Source organism: Sphingobacterium puteale (genome assembly GCF_050986225.1).
Taxonomy (GTDB): domain Bacteria; phylum Bacteroidota; class Bacteroidia; order Sphingobacteriales; family Sphingobacteriaceae; genus Sphingobacterium; species Sphingobacterium puteale.
On sequence record NZ_CP158959.1, the window covers coordinates 796729 to 815267 of the forward strand.

Annotated in this window: 11 protein-coding genes, 2 tRNA genes and 2 rRNA genes; 7 read left to right on the forward strand and 8 right to left on the reverse strand. The window is 42.9% G+C overall.

What is annotated here, in order from left to right:
- The first annotated feature begins 108 nt into the window (after positions 1–108).
- The 6 genes from ABTV71_RS03325 (at position 109) to ABTV71_RS03350 (ending at position 7074) form a co-directional block, all read left to right on the forward strand.
- Positions 109–182: transfer RNA gene (locus tag ABTV71_RS03325), tRNA-Ile, on the forward strand.
- A 12-nt stretch (positions 183–194) separates the two neighbouring features.
- Positions 195–268, forward strand: a tRNA-Ala gene (locus tag ABTV71_RS03330).
- 278 nt (positions 269–546) lie between these two features.
- Positions 547–3430, forward strand: a 23S ribosomal RNA gene (locus ABTV71_RS03335).
- Between the two features lie 171 nt (positions 3431–3601).
- A 5S ribosomal RNA gene (gene rrf / locus ABTV71_RS03340) occupies positions 3602–3713 on the forward strand.
- Between the two features lie 847 nt (positions 3714–4560).
- Positions 4561–5967, forward strand: coding sequence for a Gfo/Idh/MocA family protein (locus ABTV71_RS03345; RefSeq protein WP_183078746.1), 1407 nt, complete (start codon positions 4561–4563; stop codon positions 5965–5967).
- 69 nt (positions 5968–6036) lie between these two features.
- Positions 6037–7074, forward strand: a complete 1038-nt coding sequence (locus tag ABTV71_RS03350; protein ID WP_433902247.1) for a formylglycine-generating enzyme family protein — start codon at positions 6037–6039, stop codon at positions 7072–7074.
- 45 nt (positions 7075–7119) lie between these two features.
- On the opposite strand, the gene carB is transcribed toward ABTV71_RS03350, so the two are convergent.
- The gene (carB, locus tag ABTV71_RS03355) at positions 7120–9939 is read right to left on the reverse strand and encodes a carbamoyl-phosphate synthase large subunit (protein ID WP_433902248.1); all 2820 of its coding nucleotides are present in this window, start codon (positions 9937–9939) and stop codon (positions 7120–7122) included.
- A 260-nt stretch (positions 9940–10199) separates the two neighbouring features.
- The gene (locus ABTV71_RS03360; protein WP_121125612.1) at positions 10200–12458 is read right to left on the reverse strand and encodes a glycoside hydrolase family 20 protein; all 2259 of its coding nucleotides are present in this window, start codon (positions 12456–12458) and stop codon (positions 10200–10202) included.
- 150 nt (positions 12459–12608) lie between these two features.
- Here ABTV71_RS03360 and lipA point away from each other — a divergent pair, with 150 nt between their 5' ends.
- Positions 12609–13490, forward strand: coding sequence for a lipoyl synthase (gene lipA, locus ABTV71_RS03365; RefSeq protein WP_104385109.1), 882 nt, complete (start codon positions 12609–12611; stop codon positions 13488–13490).
- 195 nt (positions 13491–13685) lie between these two features.
- On the opposite strand, the gene ABTV71_RS03370 is transcribed toward lipA, so the two are convergent.
- From ABTV71_RS03370 to upp, 6 genes are all read right to left on the reverse strand, one after another.
- A complete protein-coding gene (locus ABTV71_RS03370; protein ID WP_433902249.1) occupies positions 13686–15320 on the reverse strand; it encodes an amidohydrolase in 1635 nt (544 codons plus the stop codon).
- A gap of 153 nt (positions 15321–15473) precedes the next feature.
- A complete protein-coding gene (locus ABTV71_RS03375; RefSeq protein WP_104385107.1) occupies positions 15474–15884 on the reverse strand; it encodes a BrxA/BrxB family bacilliredoxin in 411 nt (136 codons plus the stop codon).
- A gap of 149 nt (positions 15885–16033) precedes the next feature.
- The gene (locus ABTV71_RS03380; RefSeq protein ID WP_433902250.1) at positions 16034–16567 is read right to left on the reverse strand and encodes an AAA family ATPase; all 534 of its coding nucleotides are present in this window, start codon (positions 16565–16567) and stop codon (positions 16034–16036) included.
- 23 nt (positions 16568–16590) lie between these two features.
- A complete protein-coding gene (gene pnuC, locus ABTV71_RS03385) occupies positions 16591–17193 on the reverse strand; it encodes a nicotinamide riboside transporter PnuC (protein ID WP_433902251.1) in 603 nt (200 codons plus the stop codon).
- Positions 17194–17243: 50 nt separating this feature from the next.
- The gene (locus tag ABTV71_RS03390) at positions 17244–17717 is read right to left on the reverse strand and encodes a ribonuclease H-like YkuK family protein (protein ID WP_046672303.1); all 474 of its coding nucleotides are present in this window, start codon (positions 17715–17717) and stop codon (positions 17244–17246) included.
- A 103-nt stretch (positions 17718–17820) separates the two neighbouring features.
- A complete protein-coding gene (gene upp, locus ABTV71_RS03395) occupies positions 17821–18468 on the reverse strand; it encodes a uracil phosphoribosyltransferase (RefSeq protein WP_121125610.1) in 648 nt (215 codons plus the stop codon).
- Positions 18469–18539: the final 71 nt, after the last annotated feature.

The following is an 18539-nucleotide window of genomic DNA, read 5'->3' on the forward strand; positions in this document are numbered from 1 at the left end:
GACCGGTACTCGTCACGTTACATATGATTGAAAAAGAATAAAACATCAGAAGAAAGTGCCCGCCCCGGATGGAGCGGTCCCTGAGAGAGATAGATGAACAGAATAGCTAGTCCCGTAGCTCAGTTGGTTAGAGCACTACACTGATAATGTAGGGGTCAGCAGTTCAAATCTGCTCGGGACTACGAAATTAAAAAGGGGAATTAGCTCAGCTGGCTAGAGCACCTGCCTTGCACGCAGGGGGTCAACGGTTCGAATCCGTTATTCTCCACGTTCTTAGTACATAGTATCAAGTATTTAGTATGAAGATGACGGTATAGCGATATATAGGAGTCTAAATACTAACATCTAACTACTGGTTACTAAAAAAAGAGTTCTTTGACATATTGAAAGAGAAAAAAAATTACAAGAGAAGACAACAGTAGAGACAATACGTGTATGTGTCTGATGTAAAGAGGAGACCCCCGGTGAATGCCGGACGAATCTTTGCGTAGCATACGGGTATATATATCAAAAGCAGCCGCATAGTAGCAAAAGGCTATGCCGGTGAAGAAAGTAAATAAGGGCACACGGGGGATGCCTAGGCTCTCAGAGGCGAAGAAGGACGTGATAAGCTGCGATAAGCTCTGGGGATCGGCAAATGCGACTTGATCCAGAGATTTCCGAATGGGGCAACCTGACTATTTGAAGAATAGTCGTATAAAACGCGAACGCGCTGAACTGAAACATCTAAGTAGGCGTAGGAGAAGAAAATAACAATGATTTCCCAAGTAGTGGCGAGCGAACGGGAAAGAGCCCAAACCGATCATGTTACGGCATGGTCGGGGTTGTAGGACCACGAGATTGTACAATGCTATGAACTGGAAGCAGGTGGGAAACTGCGCGACAAGGGTGAGAGCCCCGTACAGGTAAAGAATATTGGCATAGTGGTATCCTGAGTACCGCGGGACCGGAGAAATCCTGTGGGAATCCACCAGCACCATCTGGTAAGGCTAAATACTCCTGAGAGACCGATAGTGAACCAGTACCGTGAGGGAAAGGTGAAAAGAACCCCGAACAGGGGAGTGAAAAGAACCTGAAACCGTGTGCTTACAAGCGGTTGGAGCAGAGAGATTCTGTGACAGCGTGCCTTTTGCATAATGAGCCTACGAGTTACTCTTGTCTGGCAAGGTTAAGTCCTTCAGGGACGCAGCCGAAGCGAAAGCGAGTCTTAATAGGGCGCATAGTCAGATGAGGTAGACGCGAAACCTTGTGATCTACCCTTGGGCAGGTTGAAGTTGCAGTAACATGTAATGGAGGACCGAACCGATAAACGTTGAAAAGTTTCCGGATGACCTGAGGGTAGGGGTGAAAGGCCAATCAAACTGGGAAATAGCTCGTACTCCCCGAAATGTTTTTAGGAACAGCGTCGGCATGGAGTCTGATAGAGGTAGAGCTACCGATTGGGTGCGGGGGAGTCAAATCCTACCAAATCCAGACGAACTCCGAATGCTATCAGATATGGCCGGCAGTGAGGCTTTGGGTGCTAAGGTCCAAGGCCGAGAGGGAAAGAACCCAGACCATCAGCTAAGGTCCCCAAATCCGTTCTAAGTTGAACTAACGAGGTCCGGTTGCCCAGACAGCTAGGATGTTGGCTTGGAAGCAGCCATTCATTTAAAGAGTGCGTAACAGCTCACTAGTCGAGCGGCCGGGCGTGGATAATAAACGGGCATCAAGAACGGTACCGAAGCTATGGATTTGCATTGAAAGATATGCATCTGGTAGGGGAGCATTCCATCGCCGGGGAAGCACAGTGGTAATGCTGTGTGGAGGTTATGGAAAAGCAAATGTAGGCATAAGTAACGATAAGGCGGGTGGGAAACCCGCCCACCGAAAGACCAAGGTTTCCTGATCAACGTTAATCGGATCAGGGTCAGTCGGGACCTAAGGCGCACCCGAAAGGGGCAAGCCGATGGACAACTGGTTAATATTCCAGTACTCTTGATAACTGCGATGTGGTGACGGAGTAGTGACACTGCCGCGAACTGACGGAATAGTTCGTTGAAAGGCGTAGGTATTGGAGTTGTAGGCAAATCCGCAACTCTAGCTGAAACCCAATAGTACAGCAAAGCTCCGGTGGCGCTGATAGAGCAGGTAAACAGACTTCCAAGAAAACCCGCTAAGCTTCAGGTTATGAAGACCCGTACCGCAAACCGACACAGGTGGTCGAGGAGAGAATCCTAAGGTGCTCGAGTGAGTCATGGCTAAGGAACTCGGCAAAATGGCCCTGTAACTTCGGGAGAAGGGGCGCTGTCTCAGTGATGAGCAGCCGCAGTGAAAAGGCCCAGGCGACTGTTTAACAAAAACATATGGCTTTGCAAAATCGCAAGATGAAGTATAAGGCCTGACACCTGCCCGGTGCTGGAAGGTTAAGAGGGGATGTCATCGCAAGAGAAGCATTGAATCGAAGCCCCAGTAAACGGCGGCCGTAACTATAACGGTCCTAAGGTAGCGAAATTCCTTGTCGGGTAAGTTCCGACCTGCACGAATGGTGTAACGATCTGGGCGCTGTCTCAGCCATGAGCTCGGTGAAATTGTGGTATCGGTGAAGACGCCGATTACCCGCAACGGGACGGAAAGACCCCATGCACCTTCACTATAGCTTAACATTGAGATTGGGTACAGGATGTGTAGGATAGGCGGGAGATATTGAAGTGGCTTCGCCAGGAGTCATGGAATCACCCTTGAAATACCGCCCTTTCTGTATCCGGTTTCTAACTCCATCATGTGGAGGACATTGTTTGGTGGGTAGTTTGACTGGGGTGGTCGCCTCCAAAAAGGTAACGGAGGCTTTCAAAGGTAAGCTCAGTACGCTTGGTAACCGTACGCGGAGTGCAATGGCATAAGCTTGCTTGACTGTGAGACCGACAAGTCGAACAGGGTCGAAAGACGGACATAGTGATCCGGTGGTTCTGTATGGAAGGGCCATCGCTCAAAGGATAAAAGGTACGCTGGGGATAACAGGCTGATCTCCCCCAAGAGCTCATATCGACGGGGAGGTTTGGCACCTCGATGTCGGCTCGTCACATCCTGGGGCTGGAGAAGGTCCCAAGGGTTGGGCTGTTCGCCCATTAAAGTGGCACGCGAGCTGGGTTCAGAACGTCGCGAGACAGTTCGGTCCCTATCTGTTGTGGGCGTTGGAAGTTTGAGTGGATCTGACCTTAGTACGAGAGGACCGGGTTGGACAGACCTCTGGTGAACCTGTTATGCCGCCAGGTGTACGGCAGGGTAGCTACGTCTGGAATAGATAAGCGCTGAAAGCATCTAAGTGCGAAACTAGCCACGAGATGAGACTTCCTTATAGGGTCGTAGGAGATGACTACGTTGATAGGCCATAGGTGTAAAGGTTGAGAGACCAAAGCCAAGTGGTACTAATAGCCCGAAGCTTTCTCAAGCAGACAGACACTGTTGTCTTCCTCTTTAATTTTTGAAACGAAAAAAGAATAAAAAAGAAACAGAACTCTTTCAATATATATGTCAATATAGTGTGAGCTATAGGATGGGTATACACTTTCACGGGAAAGTCTAAATACTCATGTCTGACAGCTACTACTATAAAAAAACTTTAGGTGCCTATATCGGCGGTGTCTACCTCTTCCCATTCCGAACAGAGCAGTCAAGCCCGCCAGAGCCGATGGTATTGCCGTAACAGGTGGGAGAGTAGGTCGGTGCCTTTTTTTACACGGAAGCCCTTGCTGGAAACAGTCAAGGGCTTCTTTCGTTTGGATGCTCCCCAAGGACCTTTATTTATCCTCCGGTCCATTTCCTCCCTTTGCCGGTACCATGCCCCCGCTCCATGTTCGCTATCAAGAAGCGGCGGGGAACAACTACGGAACAGGGATCCTAAAGCGCATTTAGAATAGCATTGTTCCAAAGGATTGAGTAATCATCATCCTGACACGATCCATCTCACCTCATTGGCTTTTCCCTTTTCGTTGGGCACATAGATTTGATAGCTTCGTTCATTTAACTAACTTGATCGATTAACTATTTTCATTCTATGGCTGGATAGGCAAAGGGGAGTTCATTAATATTTAATTTGCTGCTAAACGTTCAAATCTGTAATCTTCAACACCAGGAATTAGTCGAAGATTATTGAAAACATAATCATTAAATTTTGCTTTAATGATTCAATATTTTAGAAAACCATTCAAAAAAGACCCCGCAAAATGACCTATCGATGGAAGAGTACAGGGCTAAAGTTTTGTGTATATGTTTTTTCGGATTTTGCTCTGATATTGGAATAGTGTATTTACTGTGATGCGATACTTTTCATTAAAAAGACAAGATAGTAATAAATTAAGCAATCGTTTGTGTAGATTGAACAAACGATTGCTTTCAAGTTTGATTTTTTATTTTGAGAAAAGTGTTATATTATTGTTAAAGAGATTAAGTTCTTTAGTTAGAACCAAATATAAATCCAAATCCAAAGGGATTTTTCTTATTGACTGTTTAGTTTGTTTTAAAATAGGTGATTTTTTAGAGGGACCAATTGGTCCCTTTAAATTTACATGACTTTAAATTATGGATTCTAGAAGAGATTTTTTAAAAAAGGCCGGGATTTTATCATCGCTGGCTGTTTCACTTCCTACTTTGGTGAATGCCAATGCAACGGCAGAAGCATTTAATATGTGTGGTTACGCCGCACCCAAAATTGATAAGGTGAGAGTTGCTGTAATTGGATTGGGGATGCGTGGTCCCGGAGCAGTCGAACGACTGTCTTTTATCGAAGGTTGTGAGATCGTTGCACTTTGCGATAAACACCCTGAACGAGTTGAGAAAGCACAAAAGATTCTTACTTCGAAGGGCTTGAAGGCTGCAAAGCCTTATTCAGGAGAAGATGGCTGGAAATCATTGCTGAAAGAAGAAAAGTTAGATCTTGTCTATATTTGTACGCCTTGGGATTACCATGCACTCATGAGTATTGCAGCTATGAAAGCGGGTAATCATGTGGCTTGTGAAGTGCCAATTGCATTAACGATAAAAGATTGTTGGGAGGTAGTCAAAACATCTGAAGCGACAAAAAAACATTGTATGATGTTGGAGAATTGTTGCTATGACTTTTTCGAAATGTTGACATTGAATATGGTCCGCCAAGGTTTATTTGGTGAATTGATCCATGGTGAAGGTGCTTATATCCATGACTTATTGGACTTGAATTTCTCAAAGAATGGTTATGACAATATGTGGCGTCTAAGGGAAAATATTAAATACAATGGTAACCTCTATCCAACTCACGGACTCGGGCCTGTCGCACAGTGTTTAAACATCAATAGAGGAGACAAGATGGATCATCTTGTCGCGATGTCGTCCAATGATTTTATGATGGGCGAGAAGGCTAAGGAACTCGCTGGAAAGGATTCGTTCTTTCAGGAATTCGTCGGAAAGAAATACCGTGGCAATATGAATACCACGCTAATTCGGACAGCGAAGGGTAAAACAATTATGCTACAACATGATGTGACTTCGCCTAGACCATATTCAAGACTACATACATTAAGCGGTACAAAAGGTTTCGCTCAAAAATACCCAACTGAGAATATTGCATTCGGTCACGAATTCATCAAGGAAGAAAAACTCAAAGAATTATATGATAAATATACACCAGAATTAGTGAAATACATCGGTGATAAGGCCAAAGAAGTTGGCGGTCACGGCGGGATGGACTTTATGATGGACTGGCGTCTAATCGACTGTCTGCGTAACGGATTGCCATTGGATCAAGATGTTTATGATGCTGCTTCATGGAGTTGTATTGTACCATTAAGTTTTGAGTCTGTTGAAAAGAACTGTAAAACGGTAGCTGTACCAGATTTTACAAAAGGTGCATGGAAGAATAATAATCCTGTGGATATCACCTTAAATGGTGGAGGTAATACACCTATTCGCTCAAAAAATACGAAAAAAGAAAATGTACAATTGGATGTATAAATTGTGCATCTAAGTCAATAATTGAAAGGGGAGCATTTTATTGTTCCCCTTTTATGTTTATCTTTAGGTATGTTAATCAATCTGACGCTAGTTACCTGTCTATCTATATTTTCCACAAGAGATACCCTTTCATGCTGTGTCGGTGAAAATATACCTACCCGGGCCGGAATGATCAAATCTCAGTTAGCCAAACAAAGCAGTAATGCTACGGGAAAGATGGTTTTAATTGAAGGTGGTAAATTTCTGATGGGAAGTTCGAATTTCGAAGATAGTAAACCTGTACATACTGTAGAACTCCATTCATTTTATATGGATGAGCATGAAGTTACAAATGCACAATTTGCTCAATTTGTAAAAGAGACTGGATATGTGACCGTAGCTGAGCGAAAGCTTGACTCAAAGGATTTTCCCGGTGTTGATCCGAATATGCTTGTCCCTGGTTCAGCTGTATTTTCAAAACCCAAAGAACTCAACTCTTTAAATAATTATCTGATGTGGTGGGAATATATTCCTGGCGCAAATTGGCAGCATCCTGAAGGACCCAATAGTTCAATAGAAGATAAAATGAATTACCCCGTTGTTCAAGTCGCCTACGAAGATGCTGCTGCTTATGCAAAATGGGCGGGGAAAAGATTGCCTACAGAGGCGGAATGGGAATATGCTGCCCGCTCGGGTAGGGATACGAACGAAGACCTGTACTATTGGGGAAAAGAACTTAAACCCAATGGCAAGTGGGCAGCGAATATATACCAAGGAAAATTTCCGGTTGAAGACTCAAAAGAAGATGGATACGAGGGGGCCGCTCCCGTAAAATCTTTTCAGGCGAATGCATTGGGACTCTATGATATGGAAGGGAATGTCTGGGAGTGGTGCTCCGATTACTACCGTCCGGATTATTACAAGAGTAGCACGGTGGCAAATCCCAAAGGACCTGAAAACTCCTATGATCCACAGGAGCCTAATCTTGAAAAACGTGTTCAGCGTGGTGGATCATTTCTCTGTAATGATCAATATTGTGAACGTTATAAAGCGGGGAGCAGGGGAAAAGGGGAGGTCAATAGCCCGACAAATAATGTCGGTTTCCGATGTGTTAAAGATATAAAATAGAAAGGGCTTGCATTTTGCAAGCCCTTTCTATTTTATAATGACGTGTTATTGTGCATTCAAAAACATTGATTTTTGATTGTACAATTCTCTGAAATATGGATCTTGAAGATCTTTGATAAAGCGGATCGCTTCACCGGTTGATTTCATTTCAGGGCCTAATTGTTTGTCTACTTCAGGGAATTTATTGAAGGAGAATACTGGTTCTTTAATTGCATATCCTTTCAATTTACGTTCGATTGTGAAGTCACTCAATTTATTGACACCTAACATCACTTTTGTCGCGATGTTGATGTAAGGAACATCATACGCTTTTGCGATAAAAGGAACTGTACGTGATGCACGTGGATTAGCTTCGATGACATACACATTCTCACCTTTTACAGCAAATTGGATGTTTAGTAGACCACGTACATTCAACGCTTTTGCTAATTTGATGGAGTATTCTTCCATCTTATCCTGAACAGCTTGTGAGAGGCCGAATGGAGGTAATACCGCCGATGAGTCTCCGGAGTGAATACCTGCAGGCTCAATGTGTTCCATCATACCGATGATATGTACATCTTCACCATCACAGATTGAATCTGATTCTGCTTCTTCAGCGCGATCCAAGAAATGGTCGATCAGGATATGGTTACCGGGAAGGTTTTTCAATAAGTTAACAACCGATTTTTCCAGGTCTTCATCATTGATGACGATGCTCATCCCTTGTCCACCCAATACATAGGAAGGGCGAACCAATACTGGATAACCAACTTCGTTGGCTACTTGTAAAGCCTCTTCTGCCGAGGTAGCTACGCCATATTTTGGATATGGAATATTTAATTCTTTCAATAGATCAGAGAAACGGCCGCGGTCTTCTGCCAAGTCCATATTCTCGAATGATGTACCAATGATTTTTACACCAAGTTGCTCCAAACGCTCAGCCATTTTAAGCGCTGTCTGTCCACCTAATTGAACGATTACACCTTCTGGTTTTTCCAGTTCGATGATCTCACGGACATGCTCCCAGAATACGGGTTCGAAGTATAACTTGTCTGCCATATTGAAATCTGTTGATACTGTCTCAGGGTTACAGTTCACCATGATTGCCTCGTAACCACATTCTTTCGCAGCCAATAATCCGTGTACACAAGAGTAATCGAACTCGATACCTTGACCGATACGGTTTGGACCTGAACCTAAAACGATGATTTTCTTTCTGTCTGAAGAAATGGATTCGTTTTCTTCTTCGAATGTCGAATAGTAATATGGGGTCTGTGCAGGGAATTCCGCTGCACAAGTATCAACCATTTTGTAAACACGGTTGATGCCTAGTTCCTTACGGCGGTCATATACCTGATCTTCCGTTACATTACCTAATAACCAGGCAATCTGTACATCTGAATAACCTTTTTGTTTTAAGGTCATGAAGAAATCGCGTGGAATGTTATTCAATTGATAACGACGTAATTCTTGCTCAAGGTGTACCAACTCTTGGATCTGTACCAAGAACCATTTGTCGATACGTGTCGCTTTGCGGATAGATTCCAAAGGAACACCTAATTCGAATGCATCTTTGATATGGAACAAGCGGTCACCGCTTGGATGCTCTAGGCTATCCATGATCTCGTCCAGATTTCTCCATTGACGACCATCAGCACCTAAACCTGCACGACCAGTTTCAAGAGACTGACACGCTTTTTGCAAAGCTTCGATAAATGTACGGCCGATCGCCATCACTTCACCTACAGCTTTCATTTGAAGACCTAATTCCTTGTTTGCACCTTTGAATTTGTCAAAGTTGAAACGCGGGATTTTTACGATAACATAATCTAGCGTTGGTTCGAAATATGCTGAGGTTGTTTTTGTAATCTGATTTTGCAACTCATCCAAGTTGTATCCGATGGCTAATTTAGCCGCAATCTTTGCAATTGGATAACCAGTTGCTTTCGATGCTAAAGCTGAAGAGCGTGATACACGTGGATTGATTTCGATCGCAATAATTTCTTCATTTTCTGGATTAACAGAGAACTGAACGTTACATCCACCGGCGAAGTTACCAATCGAACGCATCATCAAGATCGCTTGATTACGCATATCTTGGTAGCATTTGTCTGATAATGTCATACCTGGCGCAACTGTGATGGAGTCTCCGGTGTGGATACCCATCGGGTCAAAGTTCTCAATGGTACAGATAATGATGACATTGTCGTTGGTATCGCGAAGTAATTCCAACTCGAACTCTTTCCAGCCCAATACAGCTTGTTCTACCAAAACTTCATGTGTTGGTGAAGCATGCAAACCTCTGTTTAAAGCTGCATCAAAATCTTCTTTTCTGTGCACAAATCCACCTCCGGTACCTGCGAGTGTATAGGAAGGACGAATAACAAGAGGATAACCAATTTCTTGTGCAGCTTCTTTACCTTCAAGGAAAGAGTTAGCAATTTTGGATTTTGCAACACCTACACCGATATCAACCATTAATTGACGGAATTCTTCACGGTTTTCAGTTTTTTCAATGGCAGCAACATCAACACCGATTACACGAACGTTGTATTTTTCCCAAAGGCCCAGGTTGGAAGCTTCGATACATAAGTTCAAAGCGGTCTGACCACCCATGGTAGGAAGTACTGCGTCAATGTTATGTTTTTGCAATATCTCTTCAATACTTTCGCATGTTAATGGAAGTAAATAGACATTGTCTGCAACAACTTTGTCCGTCATGATTGTTGCAGGGTTTGAGTTGATGATGGATACTTCAATACCTTCTTCTTTCAATGAAAGGGATGCTTGAGATCCAGAATAATCAAATTCACAAGCTTGACCGATAACGATGGGACCTGATCCGATGATTAAAACCGACTTAATGGAAGTGTTTCTTGGCATTATATCTAGTTCAAAAAATTAAATTTCCTATTGTAAATCTGAGCAAAGACAATCAAAAATAGCTCATGGGGAAGGGTCATTCCGACTGCTTTGTCGGAGTGCAAAGTTACATTTTAAATTTTGAAAATGAAGTATTTATTTTAAGAATATTTCAAAATAAAATATGCTTTATTGGAAAAGTGGTCTTGAAAATAGGAATACTAGTTGGAAAACGTAAGGAATTGGTGCTCCAACTAGTATCGGCAATCGCTTATTTTCTGTTAATAAACAATGATTTCGTCTGTAAATAAATATCCCTTTTTGGGGTTGCTAGCTTTGATTTTTATGTAGCGTGCCTGCTGCGCTTTATTGAGTTTCAGCTCGAAGCGTTTAAATGTTAATTTGGATTCTGTATCGGATACATCGTTTTTTACTGTCCCTATGGAACGGAATGTCCGACCATTGTCAGAAACGAGAACCTCCATTTCCCCGGGCATATAAACTCCGGGGCCTATCATTTGCATGAAATTCATGGCAACTTGATGGATTTCTTCCCTTCTTTCCAAATCAACGACCACATCGATCGGGCTGGTAAACCCCTGCCATTGACCATCGTGATAAGAAAGGCCTCCCATTAGTCCATTGGTTAAAGTCGAATCTTTTTGCGCTGGATATCCTGACCACTGGGTGTTGTATGTTACTTTTTTTCCAATGGCACGATGAATATCAATATCAAAGGATAATGTTGGGCCTATTTTGATAGAGTCCTGAAAGTATGCTGCATTAATATGCCCTGTTGAGCTCAGTTCAAACGGACCTGTATAGGGCGTAGACTGAATCGTAGGCTCACTCCCATCAATGGTATAACGGATCTGATCCGTTTTTAGTTGCTCCGTTGTAAGCGTAATCTTGCTGTTGTTTTTAATCGCATTATATGATGCTGTATAGGCAACATTGAACGAGGGGCGGTAATAGTTCAGATTCAGTTCCTGCAGCAGCTTATAGTGTGATTGTATTCTTCGTTGAAAGTCCGGCCAGCTTTTTGCGTCTTTATTTGTCCAACTGACTTCTGACAAGGCTAAAGCACGTGGAAATACCATATATTCGACATGCTCTGTCGTTGGGACATATTCTGTCCAAATATTAGCTTGTGCACCCAGGATGTGTTTCACCTTGTCCGTTTGTATCGCGTTTGGAATAGGGTCATAAGAATATACCTTATCCAGGGTTAGGTATCCGCCAATTGCTTCGGGTTGTGTCCTTGGATCGGTCTGATAAGAATCAAAATACAGGTGTGAACCGGGAGTCATAATGACATCATGGCCGGCATTTGCCGCTTTTATTCCGCCTTCTTCGCCGCGCCAGCTCATGACCGTGGCACCTTCAGTCAGACCACCTTGTAAAATTTCATCCCAGCCGATAAGCTTTCGGCCCTTTGATTGCAGGTATAAATCCATTTGCTTGATGGCATAGCTTTGTAATTCATCTACTGATTTTAAACCTTCCTTTTGCATCAGGGCCTGGTCTTTTGGACATTTTTCCCAATGTTTCTTTTCGGCTTCGTCCCCGCCAATATGGATGTATTGGGAAGGGAATATGGTGAGTACTTCATCCAGTACATTTTTTAGGAACTCAAAAGTCTTTTCATTGCCGATGCAAAACTCGCTTTGGCTGTAGGGTTTCCCTGAACAGGAAAGTTCGGGATATACAGCTAATACCTCTTCCGAGTGTCCGGGCATTTCTATTTCCGGAATGACATTGATGCCTTTTCGGGCAGCGTAGTCGACCAGTTCGCGCGCTTCTTCCTGTGTATAAAAGCCACCACTGGCATTCGGATTTCCTTTTTCTACATATTGACGGCCATTGTTCCACCAATCTTTCCAATGCGCATGTGTACGCCAGGCAGCCTTTTGTGTTAATTCCGGATATTTTTTAATCTCCAGTCGCCATCCGGCTCCATCTGTCAAGTGCCAGTGAAAGTTATTGAACTTATAAATGGCCATGACGTCGATATATTTCTTTACGAAAGAAAGCGGCATAAAATGACGGGAAACGTCTAAATGAAGCCCGCGATAGGAAAAACGAGGTTCATCAACGATTGTCGCAAATGCTATTTTGCTGGGCTCAGCTTGGAGGTAGCCTAACTGAATCAAGGTATAAATCCCATTGATGACCTGCGGCGTATCCCAGGCTTTGAGTAGAAGACCTTTTTCATCAATTTGAATTGAATAGGCATTTTTGCTGAGGTTGTCTGCATCGACAGCCTTTACGATACGAAAGCCTTCTTTCGGTGCTTTTTTGTTTTTCTTCAGTACTTCAACCGCTAAGCCTTTGATCGCGGGGTGCTCGGTAAGCAATTGTGCCGCAGCTTGAAAATCATCCGAAACAATAACGGAGAGCTGTGTGGGGATGTTATATATTCCGGACGCTACGGTCACCTTGGATGGCTTGGGAATTAGATCAAAATTAGTTTGGGCCTGAGCGCTAAAAATGCAGGTTCCCCCAAGCAATAAAAGGGATAAGGATCGACTCAATCGCATAGTAAAGTAGTTAGATCAATAGATAATCAACACAAATATCCTAATTTTTGTTTCATTATTCTATTATTGCTGTTATTCGATAAGCTTTTATGATATAAATCCAACAAATTGCCGGATAGAAATTACATTTTTAATCCTTAACTTTGTTGTATGATTGAACTTCCAGTTATTCCGGCAACTCCTGCACAACGCAAGCCCGATTGGTTGCGTGTCAAATTGCCTGTTGGTAAAGAGTATAGACATGTCAGAAGTCTTGTTGATGAACATAAATTGCATACCATTTGTGAGAGTGGAAATTGTCCAAATATGGGTGAGTGTTGGGGGGCGGGAACAGCGACCTTCATGATCTTAGGCAATATCTGTACGCGATCATGTTCGTTTTGCGCTGTGGCAACAGGTCGTCCTCTAGCGGTCGATTTGGATGAGCCTAACAGGGTCGCAAACTCAGTGAAGCTAATGCAGGTCAAACATTGTGTCATCACCTCTGTTGACCGTGATGATCTGAAAGATGGTGGTTCGACGATTTGGGCCGAAACAATAAATGCCATCCGTAGAGAGAGCCCCGAGACAACCCTGGAAACGCTATTGCCAGATTTCAAAGGGCAATGGGACAATCTGGACCGTGTCATTGCAGTTCGCCCTGAGGTCGTTTCACATAACTTGGAAACAGTTCGCCGTCTAACTAGAGAAGTGCGTATCCAGGCGAAATATGATCGTTCTTTGGAATGTTTGCGTCGCATTTCCGAAGCAGGCCTTCGTACAAAATCAGGCATCATGCTTGGTCTCGGGGAAACGGAAGAAGACGTCATTGAAGCAATGCAGGACTTATATAATGTTGGTGTTCATATTTTGACACTTGGACAATACTTACAGCCAACGAAAGCACATCATCCCGTTATTGAATTTATCACACCAGCTCAATTTGAAAAATATCAAAAAATTGGTTTGGAAATGGGATTCAAATATGTTGAATCTGGACCTTTGGTTCGTTCATCTTACCATGCTGAAAAGCATTTGTTCGATATGCAATAATAACGTGTTAAACAGTTAGACTTCAAGTCAAGGAAAACAGGTGCTGTTTTCGTGTTGATATATAAGAAGCCTGTGTGAGATTATATCATACAGGCTTCTGTTGTCATAATGAGTCGCCAAGTTCTTGCTGTTTCTTTACAGACAAAAGTGCGGCGCTGCGACAATTTGTACTTGCTCAGCATAAATAGCTTATGCTTACCGTGTAAAAACCGTTTCTCCGGCAATGACGGTGCGCAAGGTTTTCACGTTGCGCAGCTGCTCATTCGGTATTTTGAGAATGTCGTGTTCGAGGATAACAAAATCAGCGTCTTTGCCGGCTTCTATGCTTCCCCGTTTTTTCTCCTGAAAGCAGGAGTATGCAGCCCAAATTGTCATTCCGCGCAATGCATCTTCCCGACTGATAGCGTCTTGCATTTGGAAGCCCTGATCTGGGTAACCTTTTTTATCAACGCGGGCCACGGCTGCGTGAAAACCGTATAGCGGATTGAAATGTTCAACAGGGAAATCACTTCCTAGAGCGAGTTTACCATACGCTTTCAATAGGTGCTTGTATGCATAGGCTCCTTTCATTCGCTCTTCTCCCAGGCGGTCTTTAGCCCAGTACATGTCCGATGTAGCATGGATTGGCTGTACAGAGGGAATAATCTGGAATTTTCGGAATTTATCGAAGTCGAATGGTGAGATAATCTGTGCGTGTTCAATACGCCATCTGCGATCTGTATGTGGTTGTAGATATTTGCCATAGATGTCCAGGATAATTCTGTTGGCTGAATCGCCGATTGCATGGGTGTTGGCCTGGAAATTACTCGCGGCAATCGCTTTGATCATGTTTTCATATTCCTGTGGGCTGTGTAAAAGAAAGCCATGTGTAGGTGCATCATGATAATGAGCGAGGAGGCAGGCTCCCCTTGAGCCTAACGCGCCATCTGCAAGTAATTTAAACGACTTTATCTCCAGTCGGTCTGTTTCATAAAATCCCTGCGCTATAAATGAGTCGATATTCTGCGGATTGCCAAGGATCATGGCATAATCCCTAAATTTCAATTCCCCATCCTGGTAGTATTTTTTTAAGAGGTCGAGTCTTTCTTTTGATAAACCGGCATCCACAATAGAAGTAAGGCCCACAGAAAGCAATGAGTCCTGGGTTCGCTTTAACATTCTCAGGTACTCTTTTTCATTGGGTACCGGGATTATTTTGTTGACCAAATCCATGGCGTTGTCGATCAAAAGACCATTTGGTGTATTGTTACTTCCACCGACAACGCCACCATGAATAAGGGGAATGCTTGTCAATTTGGCCCATTCTAAGGCTTTGGAGTTTACCACAGCGGCGTGATAATCTACCCGTATCAGGTACACCGGTATATCTGGGAAAGCTTTATCCAGTAGTTCTTTTGTAGGAAAGGATTTGTCTCTCCAGCGATTTTGGTCCCAGCCACTCCCGATGAGCCAGGTTTTATTGGGATTTTTTTGCTGATAACTTTTAACCCGTTGAATCACTTCTTCGAAAGAATCAGCTCCATTGAGGTCGACCTGATCCATCAGTTCGGCTTCATCAAATAGATGCGCGTGTGCATCATAGAATCCGGGATAGATCGCTTTCCCTGCAGCGTCTATTTTTTCTTTGGCTTTATACTTTCGTTGAATCTCTTCGTCTGATCCTATGGCAATAAATTTACCGTCCTTAACTGCAAATGCTTGTGCTGCGCTAAAGGTGGAATCAACGGTATACACCTGGGCGTTGTGCACTATCAGATCTACCTTTTCTTGAGGGGAACAGGCAATGAAGATCATGGAAAAGAGGAAAACGATAACCGGAAATTTTCTCATATCCTAAAATAAAAAAAAGTGTTTATAAAGCCAGTTCATATTTCTTTGAAATATGAACTGGCTGGAATATCGTAAGGTATATTATGGGAGGTACAAAAACGGCTATCCAAATAATTCGGATAGCCGTTTTAATTCAAAAATCAAAATACGTGATTAGCAGTACTCGTCAAATGCTGCAACTAAATTGTCAGCAATCATTTGTGCCGGGCGACCTTCAATCATATGTCTTTCAATCATGTGTACCAATTTACCATCTTTGAACAATGCCATTGCCGGAGAAGATGGGGGGTAGGGCAACATGTAGTTACGTGCTGTGTTAACAGCGTCAGTTTCCATACCTGCGAAAACAGTAACTAGTTTTGCCGGATGTTTTTCGTTTTTTACAGCCGCTTTTGCTGCAGGACGCGCATTTGCTGCCGCACAACCACAAACGGAGTTTACAACCACAAAAACGGTTCCTTCTGAAGCGATTGCAGTATCAACTGCTTCTGGAGTTTTTAATTCTTCGAATCCCGCATCAACTAACTCTTGACGCATTGGAGCTACTAAATATTCTGGATACATTATTTCTTAAGTAAAATGTTAATATTCTAATTTAATTCGGTAGAGTACAGCTTTTAGTTACATTATAACTTTCTTGTTTATTGCACTAAGAGGTATACTTTACAAGTACAAATATAGCTGTAAAAGGCTGCTTCGTCAAGGTGCTTGTCTCAAATCAATGTCAGAAAATCGTTAACAGCTGTTAAGCCATTTTCCAGTCGCTGCTGTCCCTCGCCTGAGATAATGTGATATTGACCATTGACAGCATTTAATTCCGTTTTCCATACCTCCATAAAGTATTCTCGTTGCTCCGGAAAATCTCTTAAGGGATCGTCCTGCCAGGGAAGGTCGATATCCATCAGTAAGTAGAGATCATATGGATGTTGCCGGATCTTGTCCGTGATTTCTTTTGGGGTATGCTTGAATAGATAGTCAGACCAGATTTTCACAGTCATAAAAGTAGTGTCACAGAACAGCATATTTCCCTTTGCTAAAGGGAGGAGTGCTTCTTCCAAAGCAACCTGTCCATAAAACATATTGACCTCATCCTGTAAAGTGTATTTATTATTGAGGCTCTGACAGTAGTAGCGCGAATATTCCGGAACGCAGACCGTTTGAAATTTTTCAGCGAGATACTGTGCCATGGTTGACTTTCCTGTAGACTCGGGGCCTACGACGGCAATTTTTATTAACTCTTTTCCCACATCTATCCTTTTGATAGGCAATATTACGCAAAATTTTTATAGCTTTTTTGCCAGTCACGATAACCATTCCAGGCAATTATGGAGAATACAAGATACAGTACAGCTGTTAGCATAAGTTCTTTGTGTATATACAATGGAATATAGCAGATATCCACGAAAACCCAAAGAAGCCAGTTCTGAAGGATCTTTCTCGTCATTAGAAACTGGGCTAGAAAGCTAACTGAGGTACAGAATGCATCGATATAAGGGACATCGGAATTCGTCTTATTGTCCAAGAGGTAACCTATTAGAGCTGTTAAACAGATGATAGCGAGAATGATTAGCATCAGCTGCTTTTTATTGGCCTTAACAATTGGTTTCTTATTTTCCTCCCTTCGCTTATGCCAATAATACCAGCCGTATATGGCTGTGGATAGAAAATAAAATTGCAATACGGTATCGCCGTAAAGCCTGGCATCATAAAAAAGAATGGCATAGGACAACACACTGATGATACTAATGGGCCAGTTCCATATGTTCTGCTTTGCCGCCAAATAAACACAAAGAAAGCCCGTCAGTGTACCTAACCATTCAAGCCAAGAGGTCTGGGCAAATTGACGCGCAACCTGCTGAAAAAAATCTTGCATCTGGTGTATTAAAATTACACCTAAAGATACAAAGTCTGTCCAATAGTCAGCTACTGCACCTGTTTATTGGCACAGTTGGTACTCGCAAACGACTCTGGTTTGGCCTTAAATACAAAACCCATACCCATAATATACCCCATGGCCTCTTTGAGGGCTACATTTGACTGGAAATTTGGATTGGTGTTGATGTCGGCGTGGACTTCGAGGTCTACTTTGTGTTTTTCGAGGAGGGGGCAGAGTTGGTAGGCGATGTCGATGGATTTTTGGACTTCGAGCAGCATCCGTTCTTTAATACTCATTCGGTGATGCCTTTTGTCCCGCTGGATAAACATAAATCCACCTTTATGTTCCCGGAGAAAGACGATGACGGTGGCAAAGTCGATGATTCCCCTCTTTACCTGGGAATCGGTGCCGATATAAACCTTGAGCTTATTCCCGAGGGCATCTTCTCGTTTAATGACTTCTTCAACAGCATCGAAAATCGTGGAGCGAATGGATTCGCCATTGTATTTTTGCCATCTCATAGTGGTATAAATTAGATATAAAAAAATTAAACTTCATCATTGACATAAATTTACTGAATTTCAATGAGCTAAGTGTTAATTTAATTTTAAATAATTATCCACATTAATGAAGTTTTTCACCATAGGCCAGATCTCCGGCATCGCCAAGACCGGGAACAATATAGGCTTTTGTTGTCAATTCATGGTCGACATCGCCTACCCAGATATGTGCGGTAGGAACGAAAGCCTTGACATGGTTTAATCCTTCTTCCGAGGCAATTGCTGCAACAATATGAAGTTCTTTAATCTCGTATTCTGCCAAAAGATCTTTGCAGCATAAGACGAGGCTCTTTCCGGTTGCCAGCATTGGGTCGACGATGATGACCGTTCTATTATCTAAATTGGGGGTATTTACATATTCTTTATGAACTTCAAACTCACCGCTCTTCTTGGTGTGGCGATACGCCGCGATAAAGGTGTTGTCTGCTTGATCAAAGACATTTAATAAGCCTTGATGGAAGGGAAGTCCGGCTCTTAGGATGGTCGCCAATACCGGTTGTTCCATTAACAGATGTGTTTTGGCGACGCCCAATGGTGTTTCAACTTCCACAGGTTTAAATGTCATGGTTTTGCTGATCTCATAAGCAAATACTTCTCCGAGTCGTTCCAGATTCCGTCGGAAACGCATACGATCGCGCTGAATCGTAACATCTCTCAATTCTGCAATAAAATGATTTGCAATGCTATTTTGGGTAGATAGAATAGTGACCATGGCGTGCGTGCTAGTTCTGTTAAAGCTAAAGATAGTAAATAATCAACTGAAAGTAATAACATCTTCGGCAT

Coding starts and splice junctions, on each gene's coding strand:
- lipA (WP_104385109.1), top strand. CDS start 12,609: ATGATTGAACTTCCAGTTATTCCGGCAACTCCTGCACAACGCAAGCCC.
- upp (WP_121125610.1), bottom strand. CDS start 18,468: ATGGTCACTATTCTATCTACCCAAAATAGCATTGCAAATCATTTTATT.
- ABTV71_RS03370 (WP_433902249.1), bottom strand. CDS start 15,320: ATGAGAAAATTTCCGGTTATCGTTTTCCTCTTTTCCATGATCTTCATT.
- pnuC (WP_433902251.1), bottom strand. CDS start 17,193: ATGCAAGATTTTTTTCAGCAGGTTGCGCGTCAATTTGCCCAGACCTCT.
- ABTV71_RS03350 (WP_433902247.1), top strand. CDS start 6,037: ATGTTAATCAATCTGACGCTAGTTACCTGTCTATCTATATTTTCCACA.
- ABTV71_RS03390 (WP_046672303.1), bottom strand. CDS start 17,717: ATGAGATGGCAAAAATACAATGGCGAATCCATTCGCTCCACGATTTTC.
- ABTV71_RS03345 (WP_183078746.1), top strand. CDS start 4,561: ATGGATTCTAGAAGAGATTTTTTAAAAAAGGCCGGGATTTTATCATCG.
- ABTV71_RS03375 (WP_104385107.1), bottom strand. CDS start 15,884: ATGTATCCAGAATATTTAGTAGCTCCAATGCGTCAAGAGTTAGTTGAT.
- ABTV71_RS03360 (WP_121125612.1), bottom strand. CDS start 12,458: ATGCGATTGAGTCGATCCTTATCCCTTTTATTGCTTGGGGGAACCTGC.
- carB (WP_433902248.1), bottom strand. CDS start 9,939: ATGCCAAGAAACACTTCCATTAAGTCGGTTTTAATCATCGGATCAGGT.